The 14,935-nt window shown below is 63.3% G+C and carries 15 protein-coding genes; 10 read left to right on the top strand and 5 right to left on the bottom strand.

Features of this window, described 5'->3' with window-relative positions; all coding sequences use genetic code 11:
- Positions 1-45: 45 nt before the first annotated feature.
- The 8 genes from ACO07D_RS11880 to ACO07D_RS11845 are packed head-to-tail and all read left to right on the top strand — an operon-like array spanning position 46 to position 8,047.
- On the top strand, positions 46-1,377 hold the full coding sequence (locus ACO07D_RS11880) for an O-antigen ligase family protein (protein WP_421703157.1): 1,332 nt from the start codon (positions 46-48) through the stop codon (positions 1,375-1,377).
- Positions 1,377-2,594 carry a glycosyltransferase gene (locus ACO07D_RS11875; RefSeq protein WP_421703156.1) on the top strand — a complete coding sequence of 406 codons (1,218 nt, stop codon included), beginning with the start codon at positions 1,377-1,379 and terminating at the stop codon, positions 2,592-2,594. Before ACO07D_RS11880 ends, ACO07D_RS11875 begins: the two co-directional genes overlap by 1 nt.
- A 1-nt stretch (position 2,595) precedes the next feature.
- The gene (locus tag ACO07D_RS11870; protein WP_421703155.1) at positions 2,596-3,522 is read left to right on the top strand and encodes an NAD-dependent epimerase/dehydratase family protein; all 927 of its coding nucleotides are present in this window, start codon (positions 2,596-2,598) and stop codon (positions 3,520-3,522) included.
- Positions 3,519-4,376 (top strand): sulfotransferase family protein, encoded by an 858-nt coding sequence (locus ACO07D_RS11865; protein ID WP_421703154.1) that lies wholly within the window; start codon positions 3,519-3,521, stop codon positions 4,374-4,376. Before ACO07D_RS11870 ends, ACO07D_RS11865 begins: the two co-directional genes overlap by 4 nt.
- Positions 4,373-4,909 (top strand): acyltransferase, encoded by a 537-nt coding sequence (locus tag ACO07D_RS11860; protein WP_421703153.1) that lies wholly within the window; start codon positions 4,373-4,375, stop codon positions 4,907-4,909. The genes ACO07D_RS11865 and ACO07D_RS11860 overlap by 4 nt, the downstream gene beginning before the upstream one ends.
- The gene (locus ACO07D_RS11855) at positions 4,906-5,862 is read left to right on the top strand and encodes a sulfotransferase family protein (RefSeq protein ID WP_421703152.1); all 957 of its coding nucleotides are present in this window, start codon (positions 4,906-4,908) and stop codon (positions 5,860-5,862) included. Before ACO07D_RS11860 ends, ACO07D_RS11855 begins: the two co-directional genes overlap by 4 nt.
- Before the next feature lie 35 nt (positions 5,863-5,897).
- On the top strand, positions 5,898-6,908 hold the full coding sequence (locus ACO07D_RS11850) for a sulfotransferase family protein (RefSeq protein WP_421703151.1): 1,011 nt from the start codon (positions 5,898-5,900) through the stop codon (positions 6,906-6,908).
- A complete protein-coding gene (locus ACO07D_RS11845; RefSeq protein WP_421703150.1) occupies positions 6,905-8,047 on the top strand; it encodes a DUF1972 domain-containing protein in 1,143 nt (380 codons plus the stop codon). Before ACO07D_RS11850 ends, ACO07D_RS11845 begins: the two co-directional genes overlap by 4 nt.
- 38 nt (positions 8,048-8,085) lie before the next feature.
- Here the strand turns inward: ACO07D_RS11845 and ACO07D_RS11840 are convergent, their stop codons facing one another.
- Positions 8,086-9,498, bottom strand: coding sequence for an RtcB family protein (locus tag ACO07D_RS11840; RefSeq protein WP_421703149.1), 1,413 nt, complete (start codon positions 9,496-9,498; stop codon positions 8,086-8,088).
- Between the two features lie 173 nt (positions 9,499-9,671).
- Between ACO07D_RS11840 and ACO07D_RS11835 the strand changes: the two genes are divergently transcribed.
- Positions 9,672-11,240 carry an RNA repair transcriptional activator RtcR family protein gene (locus ACO07D_RS11835; RefSeq protein ID WP_421703148.1) on the top strand — a complete coding sequence of 523 codons (1,569 nt, stop codon included), beginning with the start codon at positions 9,672-9,674 and terminating at the stop codon, positions 11,238-11,240.
- A 3-nt stretch (positions 11,241-11,243) separates the two neighbouring features.
- Here the strand turns inward: ACO07D_RS11835 and nqrM are convergent, their stop codons facing one another.
- From nqrM to ACO07D_RS11820, 3 genes are all read right to left on the bottom strand, one after another.
- A complete protein-coding gene (gene nqrM, locus ACO07D_RS11830; RefSeq protein ID WP_421703147.1) occupies positions 11,244-11,495 on the bottom strand; it encodes a (Na+)-NQR maturation NqrM in 252 nt (83 codons plus the stop codon).
- A 15-nt stretch (positions 11,496-11,510) separates the two neighbouring features.
- A complete protein-coding gene (locus tag ACO07D_RS11825; RefSeq protein WP_421703146.1) occupies positions 11,511-12,536 on the bottom strand; it encodes an FAD:protein FMN transferase in 1,026 nt (341 codons plus the stop codon).
- Between the two features lie 73 nt (positions 12,537-12,609).
- Positions 12,610-12,795 (bottom strand): hypothetical protein, encoded by a 186-nt coding sequence (locus ACO07D_RS11820; RefSeq protein ID WP_421703145.1) that lies wholly within the window; start codon positions 12,793-12,795, stop codon positions 12,610-12,612.
- Positions 12,796-12,887: 92 nt separating this feature from the next.
- Here ACO07D_RS11820 and ACO07D_RS11815 point away from each other — a divergent pair, with 92 nt between their 5' ends.
- Positions 12,888-13,412, top strand: coding sequence for a CBS domain-containing protein (locus ACO07D_RS11815; protein WP_421703144.1), 525 nt, complete (start codon positions 12,888-12,890; stop codon positions 13,410-13,412).
- 299 nt (positions 13,413-13,711) lie between these two features.
- On the opposite strand, the gene nqrF is transcribed toward ACO07D_RS11815, so the two are convergent.
- Positions 13,712-14,935 (bottom strand): NADH:ubiquinone reductase (Na(+)-transporting) subunit F, encoded by a 1,224-nt coding sequence (gene nqrF, locus ACO07D_RS11810; protein ID WP_421703143.1) that lies wholly within the window; start codon positions 14,933-14,935, stop codon positions 13,712-13,714.

Below are 14,935 nucleotides of genomic sequence, written 5' to 3'. Positions count from 1 at the left end.
CTGCCCCCGCCCAGCATATATGACACCCCTGGGGGAGGTCAGCCGATGATCGCCGTAGCACAGTTGTCGGTGGTACTGGGCGCGGCGGTTTTACGCTATCGCTGGGCTGTCTATCTGTTCGTGTTCTTCCTGGCCTTTGCACCACGGTCGCTGGGGGTAATCCTTGGCGGAGGATCCCTGTCGCTGACCTTCGCCCGCCTGGCCTTTCCCCTGTTGATCATCGCTTTCGCCATGTCCCGGCTGTTGAGCCGCGCGCCGCGGCTGCCCGGAAAGCCGAACCTTTGGGGCGAGCCGCCATTTCAGATTCTCCTGATCCTGTCCCTGATCAAGATCGCCGCGACGCTGCTGAACGGGCTCACCCCGATCTATGCGCTGGATGACATGCTATTCACCACCGTGGCCTTCGCCATGTTCTATCACCTGTCCACCGAGCGGATGATCGAGGGGCTGCGCCTGGTGGTGGTCCTCGCCGCAATCGTGACGGCGCTTGTGGTGCTGCAGGAAATGGCCATGCAGCGCCCGCTGCACTATGTGGTCGCCAACCTTGCCCTGTTGGCCGAGGATCAGGCCAGCGGCGTTGTCCGTGACGGCGTCTACCGCGCGCAGGGGATCTTCGACAACCCGCTGTCGATGTCCGAGTTTGCGGTCTACGCGCTCCCGATCTCCCTGGGCGCAGCGCTTGGTCCGCGGGGCACCCCGCGCAAACTGGGCCTTGCCGGGGTTCTCTGCGCCGCTTTCCTGATCCTGGCGTCTGACAGCCGCTCAGGCATTCTGGCGGGCGTCACCTCGGTTCTGGCTTTCTGGCTTGCGCTGATCTGGCATCGGTTCTCCACCGCCACAAAAGTCATCGTCTCAACCCTTTTGCTGATGCTGTTTTCCTATCTGCTGATCCTGTCCCTTGGTTGGTTCAGCTCCCTGATCAGCGAAGCGCAGGGCGTGGAGTTCTTCCGGGTCGAGGATGGCGGCCATCGCTCGACCCTCAGTCGTGCCCTGCAGTTCGTCGAGGTTTCGGCGGCTGTTGCCGAACGCCCTCTGACCGACTTCGGCGTGATCCAGAACTTTGCCCAAAACCTGGAAGAGGTGCGAAAGATCGACAACTACTACCTGCGCACGGCGCTGGAGGCGGGCGTGCCCGGCGTCGCCCTGTTCATCACCTTCCTCATCGTGCTGTTTCGCCGGTTGACAACCCATCTGCGCCGTACCGGCTGGCGGCGCGAGGACCTGCTGCATTACGCCATGTGCACGGGCCTTTTGGCAGGGTTTGCAGCGAAGAAGCTCTTTGTCTCCATGCCGACCAACAATGTCTATTTCTACGCCCTGATGGGCGCGTTCTTCGGGCTGCTGGCCAGCCGAACCCTCAAGCAAGACGGGATCTGATGCGCATTCTTCTGGCTCATAACAACTACACGATCCAGGGCGGCGCCGAGGTGTTTTTTCACGAGATTGCCCGGGTGCTCGAAGCCCAGGGGCACGAGGTTGCCATGTTTTCGGCCGCCGAAGGGGAGGAGTTGGAAACGCCCTGGGCGGATTATTTCCCCGAGGTGGCCGACCACAAGGGGGGCGGGATCCTGACCAAGGCCGCGCGCCTGCCCAAGGTGATCTACAACCGCGACGCCAAGGCGGCCTTCGCCCGGCTGATTGCTGATTTTAAACCAGACGTGGTGCATGCCTTTGCGATCTACGTCCGCCTGACCCCGTCGATCCTGGACGCCGCCCGCGAAGCGGGCGTGCCGGTCGTGCTGTCCTGCAACGACTACAAACACATCTGCGCCAACTACAAACTGTTCCACCACGGGCACACCTGCGAGGACTGCCTGGGCGGCAAGTTTACCTCGATCCTGAAGAACCGCTGCTGCCACGGCTCCACCGCGCTCAGCGCTGCGTCGATGTTGGAAGCCATGGCCCATGACCGACTGGATATCTGGCGCAAGAATGTGGACATCTTCCTGTTCGCCAGCCGGTTCATGGCGCGGAAGACCGAGGGGTTCTGGGGCAAGGGCCGCGTTCAGATCGATTTCCTGCGCAATCCGTTCGATGCCGAGAAATACCATGTCCCCCCCAACGTCGGGGACTATTTCCTCTATTTCGGGCGCCTGATCGACGAGAAGGGCGTGGACGTTCTGATCGAGGCCGCGCGCCTGCGGCCCGAGGCGCGTGTGGTCGTGGTCGGTGACGGGCCGGACCTGGCCAAGCTGGAGGCAGAGGCCGCAGGCATGGACAATGTCGATGTGGTCGGCCCCGCCTGGGGCGATGAGCTGGCGAAGTGGCTGCACGGCGCGCGCGCGGTCGTCGTGCCCTCGGTCTGGCACGAGAACTTTCCTTATGTGATCTTCCAGGCCTTTGCCGCCGCAACCCCTGTGATCGGTTCGCAGCGCGGGGGCATCCCGGAACTGATCGAGGCAGGCGATCATGGCTGGACCTATGAGGCAACCAATGCCGCCGCGCTGGCGGATCGTTTGGGCGAGGTACTGGCGCTGCCCGACGAGAAAATCGCTGAAATGGGCGCGGCCGCCGCAGATTACACGCGACGTGAATTCAACGACGACAGCCTCTATGCGACGCTGATGAAAATCTATCAACGGGTGGTGAACTGACATGAAGATCCTGGTTCTGGGCGGAAGCGGCTTCATCGGCTCCCACGTGGTCGATGCCCTGCTGGCGGCGGGCCACGCGGTGCGCGTCTATGACCGCGCGCCGGAGCGGTTTCGCCCCACCCCTGCGGGGGTCGAATTCATGCAAGGTGAGTTCGGCGATACCGCGTCGCTGGCCGAGGCGTTGGCTGACGTCGACATGGTGTTCCACCTGGTCAGCACCACTGTCCCCTCGACCGCGAACCTCGACCCGATTGCCGATGTGCAAGGCAACCTGATCAATACGATCCGCTTGATGGAGCTGATGCGCGCACAGGGTGTCGAGCGGCTGCTTTACCTGTCTTCGGGCGGGACGGTCTATGGCGTGCCATCCGCGGACCCGGTTCCGGAAACCCATCCGCGCAACCCGGTCACATCCTATGGTATCGTCAAGGTCGCGATCGAGAACTACATTCGCGCCGAACAGCATCTGCATGGGCTGAAACCGGTGATCCTGCGCCCTTCTAACCCCTATGGGCCGCGCCAGGGCCACGGCGGGGTTCAGGGCGTGATCGGCACATTCCTGTGGCGTGTGGCCCGGGGCGAGAGCATGCAGCTTTGGGGGGATGGGTCAATCGTGCGTGACTTCATCCACGTACGCGACCTGGCCGCGCTTTGCCTCGCTTGCGCCGAGCAGGGCATCACAGGCACCTTCAATGCAGGCGCGGACGAAGGCCGTTCGATCCGCCAGGTGCTGGACGAGATCGCCGAGGTCTCGGGCCAATCGGTGGACCCCGAAATGAAACCCGGCCGTGCGTTTGACGTGCCACGCGTGGTGCTGGATGTCAGCGCTGCGAAGGCCGCCACCGGTTGGACCCCGGGTATCAGTTTTCGCGATGGGCTGGCACAGACCTGGGACTGGGTGCTGGCCCAGAAGGAGGCGGAGGGATGAACGCCGCCGTTACAGACAAGACCTTCCTGATTGTCGCGGGGCAGCCCAAGGCCGGCACGACCTCGATCTTCGACTGGATTGCACAGCACCCGGATGTCTGCGCCTCACGTACCAAGGAAACGCGATTTTTCCTGGATGCCGACTACCCTCTGCCGCGCAGCTTCGGCTTCGACGGGACGAACCTCGGGGACTATGCCAAGCTCTTTGAACACCCCGAACGCCGGGTCATGCTGGAGGCCACGCCGGATTACATGTTCAGCCCGCAGTTCCTGAAGGTGGTAGACCTGCTGCCCAATGCCCGCATCGTCGTGCTGACCCGCGACCCGGTGGACCGGGTGACCTCGGCCTACAATTTCTACAGCCAGCGCGCGAAACTGCCCAAGGGCTGGTCGCTGGACGACTATGTGTCCCACATGGCAGCAACCCCGGTCACGGCTGACACACCTGCTCCCCTGCGGGTGCTGGAGCAATGCAGGCCCCACTACTTGGACCGACTGCGCGTTTGTTTCGGAGAAAGGCTCAAGGTCATCGAGTTCCAGGCCCTGCGCGACCGCCCCGCCGAAGTGCTGGCGGAGATTTGCGCCTTTGCGGGCCTACCGCCAATCACAGACATTACCTTCGACAACCGCAACAAATCGCGCGGCGTACGCTATCGCAGCTTTGCACGGGTCTTCTATTCACTGCGCCCGCGGTTGGTCTACCTGTTGCAACGCCTCCGCCTGGATCGCCTGATCCCGCTGCTCAGGCGCGCCAAGAACCGGTTCGAGGCCGCCCTGTCCTCGGACCTGGAAAAAACCGAGGTCTCGGAACAGACCGCCGCCGCGATCCGCGCCTATCTGGAGCCCCAGCCATGAAGAAGGACCAGACCACCACCCAGCGCGGTTATTCCCCCAAACGGGCGCTGCGCAAGATTGTCATGAGCCTGGGGCAAAGCGCGCTGATCCCCTCCCGTCTGCGCGCGCGGCTGCTGAAATACACGGGCGTCAATTTCGTCGACCCGAAATCGACCTTCATCGGCGCTGGCGTCTATTTCGACAACATCCATCCGGAACTGATCACGATCGGGCGGCGCTGCCTGATCACCACCGGCAGCCGGTTCCTGAGCCATTTCCTGGACACCCGCCACGAAGGCACGCCCGATTGGCCCTTTCACTTCCAATCCGGCAGGGTCGCGGTCGGCGATTATGTGTTCATCGGCTCGGGTGCGGTGATCTCGAAACCGCTGACAATCGGCGACTGGGCCGTTGTGGGGGCCAATGCGGTGGTGACGAAGGATGTGCCGGAGGGCGCCATCGTCCTGGGATCGCCCGCCCGAGTGGTCGGCTACCGCGCCGGGTTCTCGGCGCCCGATGAGGCGCCAGTCACTGCCGAGGCGTCTGTCATATGACCCCCGCCATGCACATGCCGAAAGCCGCACCGTCCCCCACCTTGCCGAACCTGATCATCGCGGGTGTCAACAAGGGTGGCACAACTGCGGTCTTTCGCTACCTCGCCCAACACCCGGACGTCTGCGCCTCGGCGGTGAAAGAGACCTGCCATTTCCTGCCTCCTCGCTACGGTAAGCCAATGGCGCCTCTATCCAGCTATGAAGCCCAGTTCAGCCATCACGCGGGCGAACCTCTGGTGATCGAAAGTACGCCCGGGTATTTCTACGGCCGCGCGGCGGTGGCGGATGAAATCCTGCGCTGCCTGCCTGACGCCCGTCTGGTGCTGATCCTGCGCGATCCGGTGGAGCGGTTCCTATCGTTCTTCCACTTCACCCGGTCGAACCAGGCCTTGCCGGCCGATCTGGATGCCGAAGCCTACCTGCGACAATGCCAAAACACGTCGCCCAAGGCCCTGCGGGATCAGGAGATGAACCCCTGGTTCGGCCTCGAAGGTGGGTATTACGCCCGCTATCTGGATCCGTGGATCGAACGGTTCGGCGACCGGTTGTTCATCACGTTTTTTGAGGCGCTGAAGGCTGATCCACAGGGGTACATGCGGGATCTGGCACAGTTTTCCGGGATTTCCCCGAGCCCGTTCGAACAGGTGGAATTCACCCACGAGAACAAGACACGCGCCTATGGAAACGCTCGGCTGCATGGGCTGGCGCTGGCCGCCTACCGCCGCCTGTCGCCCATGCTGAACCGTAAGCCTCGGATCAAATCCTTGGCTGCCGGGGCCTATCGCAGGGTGAACGAAGTGCCGATGGAGCGCGACCGGGTGGCCGAAGACAGGCTGCGCGCCGACCTGCAGGAGCTGTACGCCAATAGCAACCGCGCCCTTGCGGGCAGGCTGGCTGCCCCGGGGGCGGCCCGGGTGCAATCCCCCCTACCCGCTTGGCTTTGCGAGGGGTGAACAGGTCTTGCGTGCATTAGATTTCGGAGAGCGGCATGGTCGCACAGATTGACAGGCACTACATCCGCACCCGCCCCTCGCGGCTCTGGTCGCGATTGATCAGCTATGGGCTGTTCGAAGGCCGCCCTCTGACCACGCGCGGGCAGTGGATCAACCCGTTGGTCTTCGCCCATTTCGCGCTGGAAGCCCAGTTGCCGCCGCTGAAACGCTCGAAAGCCCCGATCTTCGTTCTGGGCGCCGGGCGCAGTGGCACGACCATTCTGGGCATCCTTCTGTCGATGCATCGCGATGTCGGGTTCCTCAATGAGCCCAAGGCAATGTGGCACGCGGCCCTGGGCGGCGGCGAGGATTTGATCGGCAGCTATGACCGCGGCGCAGCCCGCTACCGTCTGGACGCGGCGGACGCCACACCCGAGGTCATCCGCACCCTGCACCATATCCAGGGCGCCTATCTGCGCCTGACCGGAACGCGTCGTGTGGTCGACAAATACCCCGAGCTCGTCTTCCGCCTGCCCTTCGTCAAGGCGATCTTTCCCGACGCGCGCTTTCTGTTCATCGCCCGCAATGGCTGGGACACCTGCGCCTCGATCAAGGGCTGGTCCGGGCGCCACGGCACCGAAGCGGATGGCGAAAGCCATGATTGGTGGGGGGCGGACAGCCGAAAATGGCATCTTCTGGTCGACCAGATCGTTCCCGAGCATGCCGACCTTGCCCTCCACGCGGCCGAGATGCGCGGCTGGACGGATCAGGAGCAGCGCGCCATTGTCGAATGGATCGTGACCATGCGCGAAGGCCACGCGCTGGCCCAGGCCCATCCCGACGAGGTGCTGCACGTGCCCTATGAGGAGATGTGCGCAGCCCCGCGTGACTGGATGACCCGGATCGCCAATTTTGCGGGGCTGTCCGGCGACGAAACCTTCCTGTCCTATGCCGAAGAGAAATTGACCGAGGCCCCACGCCACGCGTCTTTCGCCCTGGCCCCTTGCCTCGAAGCGCCTTTCGACGAAACCATGCGCCGCCTCGGGTACGAGAATTCCTTGCCATGACCCGTACCGCGCCCTTCCAAACCGCCCCCGTCCAGGCGGCCTCCGCCGCAAACCGCACCCGCGTCGCCATCATCGGCACCGTCGGCGTGCCCGCCAATTACGGCGGGTTCGAAACCCTGGTGGAAAACCTCTTGCGCCACCACCAGGCGGTCGGCGCGGATGAGGTGCTGACGGTCTATTGCTCGGACAAGGCCTATGAGGCGCGCCAGGTGCGCTTCCTGGAGGCTGACCTGGTCTACATTCCGCTGAAGGCCAATGGCGCGCAGAGCATTCCCTATGACATGTGGTCGCTTCTGTCTGCCGTGCGGCGTGGGGTGGATGTGATCCTGTTGCTGGGCGTTTCAGGCGCGCTGATCCTGCCGTTCCTACGCCGCATCACCAAGGCACGCATCGTGACCAATATCGACGGCATCGAATGGAAGCGCGACAAATGGGGCGTGGCGCAGCGCAAGCTGTTGCGGACAAGCGAAGCGATGGCCGTGCGCCATTCCCACCAGGTCATCGCCGACAATGGCGCGATTGCCGATTATGTGCGCGAGACATATGGCACCGACTGTTCGGTCATCGCCTATGGCGGCGATCATGCCCTGGCCGCCGATCCCGCCCCGGTGACCGAGGTCGAGCTGCCCGATCGCTACGCCTTCAACGTCTGCCGGATCGAGCCTGAAAACAACGTGCACATGCTGCTGGAAGCCTTTGCCGACAGCGCCGACTTCCCCCTGATCGCGGTGGGGAACTGGGATCGGTCGGACTATGGTCTGGAGCTGAAACGCCGCTACGCCGATGCGCCGGGGCTGCGCATCCTCGACCCGATCTATGACATCGGCAAGCTGCGCACCCTGCGCCAGGGTGCCTCGGCCTATCTGCACGGGCATTCGGCGGGCGGCACCAACCCGTCACTGGTCGAGATGATGCATTTCGCCATCCCGGTCTTTGCCTTCGACTGCACCTTCAACCGGCACACGACCGAAGATCGTGCGCTGTTCTTCTCGTCTACCGACGAGTTGAAGCGTTTGGTCAAGGACACACCCGCAGATGTGCTGGAAACGGTCGGCCAGGACATGCTGCGCATCGCCCGCGACCGTTACACCTGGGAAGCCGTCGGCGCGGCCTATTTCGACCTGTTGCGCCGGGCCTGAGGAAACGGGGGCCAGCCTGCGCCAGCCCCCGATTTTTCTTACCGACGCTTTTTCTTTTTCCGGTTCAACCAGAAGGGCGGCACGTCGCCTGCCATGATGCAGCCGTAGGGATCAATGTAGTCCTCGATCTCAGCCAGGTCATAGGACTTGATCTGGCGCACCACCGCATCGGCCCGCTTGTAGGAGGACGGCAGCTCCGACGCGTCCACCTTACCCGCGAAGAACCGCACGTCGAGCCCCTCGGTCTCGGCCACAAGCGCCTGGTCCGGGGTCATCTCGCCCATGCGCCGACGATGCTCGGTCCGCGAGAAGTTGCGCCCGGCCCCATGCGGGGCAAAGCCCAGCCCATGGCCCGCATCCTTGCCGCGCACGACCAGAACCGGCTCCGCCATGTTTAGCGGAATGAGCGTATGCGGCGTCGCATCCGTCGCCCAATCATCCCAGGCCGGAGTTGCCCCCTTGCCGTGCAGATAGAGGTCGCCGCGTTTGAACACGAAGTTATGCTCATTCCAGAACCGGTCATGGCTTTCGGCCCCCGCTGCCTCCACCGTGGCCTGGTGAATGGCGTTATGGTTGGCCTTGGTCCATTTGCGGATCAGCTGCAGCGCCTCCCAATAGGCACGTCCCTCGTCGGTATCCGCCGGGATCCAGGCGTTCTGCTTCAGCGTCTCGGGCGAGAGCTTACGGCGGAACTTCTCGGCCACCTCCATGCCCAGCTTGTACAGAACCGCCCCCGGCCCGCGTGAGCCGTGATGGGTCACCATCGCCACCCGCCCGGTCGCACGCGAACGCCCGATGAACAGGAAATGGTTCCCATCGCCTTGGGTTCCCATGTGCTCCTGCGCCATGCGCAGGATCTTCGGGTGGTTCAGGAAACGGTTTTCGCGGAAAGCATCCATCAGCTTCATCGACACGGTAAAGCGTTTGCCCTGCGGTCGCCCGCCGGGCCCGAAATGGGTCACTGACTGGGCGGCGTCCAGCACTGCCTTGGGGTCAACCGCGCCCAGATCCGTCATCATCACCGAACAACAAATGTCAGCCGAATGCATCCCAGGATGGATCGCCCCACGCGCGGCGGCCACACCACCGACCGGGATCGTGCCCACCGGCCCGGCCGGACAGGCGTCCGGCATCACGGCGCCCGCCTCGATCGTCGGGGTCCGCATCAGCGCGGTCATCGTCTCGCGCACCTTGGCGACATTGTCTTCCTCATCCGGCGTTTCGGCCTCGATGGTCAGGTGAAACGGCACCTCACCCGGCGCACGCAGCGGCAGGGTCGGCGGCGGCACGATCCGGTCCGCCTCCAGCTCGGCGCGGATACGCACCAGCCCGAAACCTTCGGCGCGCAGCGCATTGGCCTTTTTCAACAGCGCCGGGAACTGTTTGCCGGGCGGATGCCCCCAGTCCTTCAGTTGGTCACCGGTGACCGGATCGAATTCAGTCGTCGTCATGATCTTGTCCTCGTTACGTCTGCCCCGGTTGTGGCATGGGTCTTCGCGCCGAATGAGGAAAAAGAGAATATCGGTTAGAGCACTGAAATAATGCAGAAAAACGCAAGATTGCCCAGAATGTCGCTCCAAAGTATGCTCTGTTCAGATAGGCTTTTATCTGATTGGATAAGATTATGCGCAACGTAGCCATCGGTTTCCTCGGCACGCAGCTCGACATGGGGCGAATGAAACGGTGGAAACCCACGGTCGGGCTCTGCACCGATCCCGGCTTTCCGCTGGATCGGCTAGAGCTCTTGCACCATGCGCGCAATATCGGTCTGGCCACGGGCATCAAGGCCGAGATCGAGGCGAAATCCCCCCTGACCGAAGTACGCCTGGTCGAGATGAACCTCGACGATCCCTGGGACTTCGAGGAAGTCTACGGCAAGCTCTTCGATTTTGCGCGCAGCTACGGGTTCGACGAGGATCGCGAGCGGTATCATGTGCATCTGACCACCGGCACCCATGTGGCACAGATCTGCTGGTTCCTGCTGACCGAAAGCCGCCACGTGCCTGCGCATCTGATCCAGACAGGACCGCCGCGTCGGGCGGGCGACCTGCCCAAGATGGACGTGATCGACCTGGACCTCAGCCGCTACAACGCGCTGCAGCAACGGTTTGACGTGCAGGCGCGAGAAAGCGGTGACCTGCTGCGCGGCGGGATAGAGACGCGGGATGCGGGCTACAACGCGCTGATTGACCGGGTGGAGCTGGTCGCGGGCAGCTCGGATGGGCCGATCCTGCTGACCGGAGAGACCGGGACTGGCAAGACATCCTTGGCGCGGCGTATTTACGAGCTGAAACTGAACCGGCGGCGGGTAAAAGGCCGACTGGTGCAGGTCAACTGCGCCGCCCTGCGCGGGGCGGAGGCACGGCCGATGCTGTTCGGCCAGCGGCGGGGTGCGACCGGCGTGGCCGGCAGTGAACGCACGGGCGCCTTGCGTGAAGCGGATGGTGGCGTGCTGCTGCTGGACGAGGTGGACGCGCTGGGATGGGACGAACAGAGCCTGATCCTGCAGGCGATAGAGACCGGACGGTATCACCCGGTGGGTGCGGATCATGAAGTCACTTGCCGATTTCAGGTGCTGGCCACGGCGGGCACGGATCTGGCCGGGCTGGTGGCACAGGGACGGTTTCGCCCCGACCTGTTCGCCGCCCTGTCCCTGTGGCAGTTCGAGCTACCCCCGCTGCGCGACCGCCGTGCGGATATTGAAGCCAACCTGACCCACGAACTGGCCCGGGTTGAAGGACTGTTGGGCCGCCGGGTCGGTTTCAACAGCGATGCCGCCGAGGCCTGGCTGCGGTTCGCCACGGACCCGGCCACGCCCTGGTCGGGCAACTTTCGGGACTTCGGCGGGGCGGTTCTGCGCCTCTGCACGCTGGCCCCACGCGGGCGCATTACCCGCGCCATGGTCGACGAGGATATCGCCGCGCTGCACGCCCGCTGGCAGGCGGCGGAGCGCAATGAGGACGCACAGCTGGTGGCGGAAGTGTTGGGGCCGGAGGCCGAGGTCGACCCCTTCGACCTGGTGCAGCTGGCCCATGTGCTGCGCACCTGTCGCCGCTCAGCCAGCCTGTCAGCGGCGGGGCGCAGCCTGTTTGCCGTGTCACGGGCGCAGAAGGCCACGCGCAATGACGCGGACCGGCTGCGCAAATACCTTGCGCGGTTCGACTTGGATTGGGCGGCGGTTCAGGAGGGGTGAGGCTCAGCCCGCCTCGACCTCACCTTCGGCCTGCATGCGCTCCAGCATCTCGCGTTTGCGCTTGCATTGCAGCTTGTCGCGCAGCGGGCTGTCCGGGTCGATATCCTTGGAGCAGACCACACATTTGTCGGCGCCCGAGATGGCATTCAGACCGCCGCAACTGCCCTTGATCGTCTTGCCCATCAGCATCACGCCAAGGCTCATGCCGACCACGACCAGCATCAGAAGGACAAAGGCCAGGATGAAAGTGCTCATGTCGGGTCTCCGGAGTTACTGCGCGGTGGCGGCGGTGAAGGCCGCGCTCTGCGAGGTGATATAGGTCTCATCCCCGCCGGGCGCACCCCGCGAGATGAAGAAAACCGCGATATCGTGATCGGCCGCGACCTCCAGCCCACGCTCGGCGCCCAGCACCAGCATGGCGGTGGCCCAGGCATCGGCCATCATCGCGTCCTCGGCCAGCACCGTGACCGAGGTGGTCAGGTGGGTGATCGGACGGCCCGTGGTCGGGTCGATGATGTGGGAATAGCGCTGGCCTTCATGAGTGAAGAAATTGCGATAGTCGCCCGAGGTCGCCATGCCCATATCGCTGACCGGCACAACCAATTCGATGGACCCCTGCACGCCCGGTTCCGGCGTCTCGACACCGATCGACCAAGGCTTGCCTTCGGGGTTCGTGCCCTTGGTGACAAGGTCACCACCAATCTCGACCATATAATTGTTGATCCCCGCGGCGGTCAGTTCGGCGGCCACGGCGTCGATACCATAGCCCTTGGCGATGGCGGCCAGGAAGACCTGCGTATCCGGGCGCCCCTTGGCCAGCGTCAGCGCGCCCTCGTCCAGGGTCAGCAGCCGGGTCTGGCCAATGGCCTCCATCGCGGCAGCTATATCGGCGTCGGCGGGGATCGGGTCGGCGGGTTCGCGCGATCCGAAACCCCAGAGCTGAATGAGCGGACCCAGGGTCACGTCGAACATGCCACCGGATTGGCTGTGCACCTCGTTTGCCGCGGCGATCACCTTGGCAAATTCGGCAGAGACCGGTTGCGGATCGGTGTTGTCGGACTTGGCAAACAGGGACACTTCGGAGTTCGGATCCCAGTTCGACATGCTGGCGTTCACGGCGGCCAGGGCAGCGTTGACACGGGTCGCCAGGGCCTCCTCGTCCAGGTCGTCGCCGATGGCGGTGATGTTGAAAGTGGTGCCCATGGTTTCGCCCGACAGGCGAACGGTTTCGGGGTCCTTGTCGAACAGACAGGCAGCCAGGAAAACAAGCGGGGCAAGCAGGATCAGACGGCGCATTTGGCGGGCTCCTTGAGGTCGCGGGGAGCTATGGCACAGGGGGTAAATCGAGTCAAATCACGCCCTGTCGCAGTCAGTATTCGAGCGGCAGAAAACCAAGGGCAAGAAGACCCAACAGGGCGGGCACGCCAAAGATCCAAGCACGGCGCTGCCAGCCGTCCTCCTGTTCCTTCCAGGCCTTGCGAAACCGGTGCCCGCAGACCACGACAAGAAAGACCAGGATCATGCCGGTGGTCGGGGTCAGGTGAAGCTCGGGCATTCTGGGTCCTTTCACTTTATTTTTCTAGTCTTTTCAGAAGGCCCAAGCGCGCTAAGATGGGGGTAAGAGGCGCGCAGAACAAGGAGAAGACCATGGCCCCCACCTCATACCAATCTCCCCATGTCGGCGACAAGGACGACAAGCACACCTATAGCCAGAGTGCGGAGTCGAACCTTTCGCATTCGCAAAGCACGGTGGCCAATATCCTGGCGCAGAAAGGCAGCGACGTGGTGACGGTACGTCCGGGGGATCAGATCGGCACCGTGGTCGAAACCCTGCGCGACCATCGCATTGGTGCCGTGGTGGTGACGGATCAGAACGGTTCGGTCGTGGGTATCCTGTCTGAGCGCGACATCGTGCGCCGTCTGGCGGATACGCCGGGCCATACCCTGCCGCAGAAGGTCGAAGATCTGATGACCCGCGAGGTGCAGATATGCCATCCCGAGGACCCGCTGTTCGAAGTGCTGAAACACATGAACGAGGGCCGCTTCCGCCACATGCCGGTGATGAAGGATGACGCGCTCGCGGGGATCATCACCGTGGGCGACGTGGTGGGCTTCCGCCTGAACGAGCTGGAGTACGAAGCCCTGCGCATGCGGATGATGATCGTGGGCTGAGTGGCGAGAACGCCGGAGAGTTTGAGCCGCTCCCTTCGGGGGGCGGCTTTTTATTTGAAGCGAGCGAAGCGAGTTTTCGAGACACGCACCGCGCAGCGGGGCGGCGCCCGACCCTCCCCACGGGAGGGCGCTTTTGCGACGTATCAACTCAAATTGGCGTTCCAGATGGGGCGAGCGGCTTGCCCCACTTAAGCGTTTCCAAGCGCCCACCCAGGGTCAGGCACCGCCCCGCTGCTACCCGCAAAACGAAAACCGCCCCCCGAAGGGAGCGGCTTCGCTTTTCTCACCTGCTCCGACGATCAGCCGCCGAAGTCATCCAGCATGATGTCTTCGCGATCCACGCCCAAGTCCAAGAGCATGTTGATCACCGACTGGTTCATGATGGGCGGGCCACACATGTAGAACTCGCAGTCCTCGGGCGCCGGGTGGTTCTTGAGGTATTCCTCGAACAGGACATTGTGAATGAAGCCAGTGTAGCCGGTCCATTCGTCCTCGGGCATCGCGTCCGACAGGGCCACGTGCCATTCGAAATTGTCGAACTCGGCGGCCAGGCCGTCGAAATCCTCGACAAAGAACATTTCGCGTTTCGAACGGGCACCGTACCAGAAGGAAATCTTGCGATCGCGATTCTCCAGCCGCTTGAGCTGGTCGAAGATATGCGAGCGCATCGGGGCCATGCCGGCACCACCGCCGATGAAGACCATTTCCTTGCCGGTCTCGCGGGCGAAGAACTCGCCGTAGGGACCCGAAATGGTGACCTTGTCGCCAGGTTTCAGGTTGAAGATATAGGACGACATCTTGCCCGCCGGAATGTCGGACGAACCCGGCGGCGGCGAGGCCACACGGACGTTGAGCATGATCATGCCCTTTTCATCCGGGTAGTTGGCCATCGAATAGGCGCGTTCGACCGGTTCGGCCACGTGGCTTTCATATTGCCACAGGTTGAAGCGGTCCCAGTCCTCGCGATACTCCTCCTCGATGTCGAAGTCGGTGTATTTCAGGTGGTGCGCAGGGGCCTCGATCTGGATGTAGCCACCGGCGCGGAAGTTCACGTCCTCGCCTTCCGGCAGGTCCAGGACCAGCGCCTTGATGAAGGTGGCGACGTTCTCGTTCGAACGCACCGTGCATTCCCACTTCTTCACGCCGAAGACCTCTTCAGGCACTTCGATGTCCATGTCCTGTTTCACGGCCACCTGACAGGACAGGCGGTCGCCACAGGAGGCTTCGCGTTTGGTGATGTGGCTTTCTTCGGTCGGCAGGATCGAGCCGCCGCCGGAATGCACTTTCACCCGGCATTGGGCGCAGGTGCCGCCGCCGCCGCAGGCCGAGGGGACGAACATCTTTTCGCCCGCCAGGGTTTGCAGCAGCTTGCCACCGGCCGGGACCGAGATGGTCTTTTCGCCGTTGATGGTGATGTTCACGTTGCCGGTCGAGACCAGTTTCGAGCGCGCTGCCAGGATGATCGCCACCAGGGCTAGCACGATCAGGGTGAAGAGGATGACGCCAAGCGTAAAGGTTTCCAT

This window comes from Aliiroseovarius sp. (assembly GCF_965228805.1).
Taxonomy (GTDB): Bacteria; Pseudomonadota; Alphaproteobacteria; order Rhodobacterales; family Rhodobacteraceae; genus JASBTN01.
Note: the sequence above shows the minus strand (reverse complement) of the source record. Positions and strands in the feature narration are given on the sequence as shown.

Excerpts from the sequence above, each read along its gene's own strand:
- ACO07D_RS11880 (WP_421703157.1), top strand. The coding sequence starts at position 46 with ATGATCGCCGTAGCACAGTTGTCGGTGGTACTGGGCGCGGCGGTTTTA.
- ACO07D_RS11875 (WP_421703156.1), top strand. The coding sequence starts at position 1,377 with ATGCGCATTCTTCTGGCTCATAACAACTACACGATCCAGGGCGGCGCC.
- ACO07D_RS11870 (WP_421703155.1), top strand. The coding sequence starts at position 2,596 with ATGAAGATCCTGGTTCTGGGCGGAAGCGGCTTCATCGGCTCCCACGTG.
- ACO07D_RS11865 (WP_421703154.1), top strand. The coding sequence starts at position 3,519 with ATGAACGCCGCCGTTACAGACAAGACCTTCCTGATTGTCGCGGGGCAG.
- ACO07D_RS11860 (WP_421703153.1), top strand. The coding sequence starts at position 4,373 with ATGAAGAAGGACCAGACCACCACCCAGCGCGGTTATTCCCCCAAACGG.
- ACO07D_RS11855 (WP_421703152.1), top strand. The coding sequence starts at position 4,906 with ATGACCCCCGCCATGCACATGCCGAAAGCCGCACCGTCCCCCACCTTG.
- ACO07D_RS11850 (WP_421703151.1), top strand. The coding sequence starts at position 5,898 with ATGGTCGCACAGATTGACAGGCACTACATCCGCACCCGCCCCTCGCGG.
- ACO07D_RS11845 (WP_421703150.1), top strand. The coding sequence starts at position 6,905 with ATGACCCGTACCGCGCCCTTCCAAACCGCCCCCGTCCAGGCGGCCTCC.
- ACO07D_RS11840 (WP_421703149.1), bottom strand. The coding sequence starts at position 9,498 with ATGACGACGACTGAATTCGATCCGGTCACCGGTGACCAACTGAAGGAC.
- ACO07D_RS11835 (WP_421703148.1), top strand. The coding sequence starts at position 9,672 with ATGCGCAACGTAGCCATCGGTTTCCTCGGCACGCAGCTCGACATGGGG.
- nqrM (WP_421703147.1), bottom strand. The coding sequence starts at position 11,495 with ATGAGCACTTTCATCCTGGCCTTTGTCCTTCTGATGCTGGTCGTGGTC.
- ACO07D_RS11825 (WP_421703146.1), bottom strand. The coding sequence starts at position 12,536 with ATGCGCCGTCTGATCCTGCTTGCCCCGCTTGTTTTCCTGGCTGCCTGT.
- ACO07D_RS11820 (WP_421703145.1), bottom strand. The coding sequence starts at position 12,795 with ATGCCCGAGCTTCACCTGACCCCGACCACCGGCATGATCCTGGTCTTT.
- ACO07D_RS11815 (WP_421703144.1), top strand. The coding sequence starts at position 12,888 with ATGGCCCCCACCTCATACCAATCTCCCCATGTCGGCGACAAGGACGAC.
- nqrF (WP_421703143.1), bottom strand. The coding sequence starts at position 14,935 with ATGGAAACCTTTACGCTTGGCGTCATCCTCTTCACCCTGATCGTGCTA.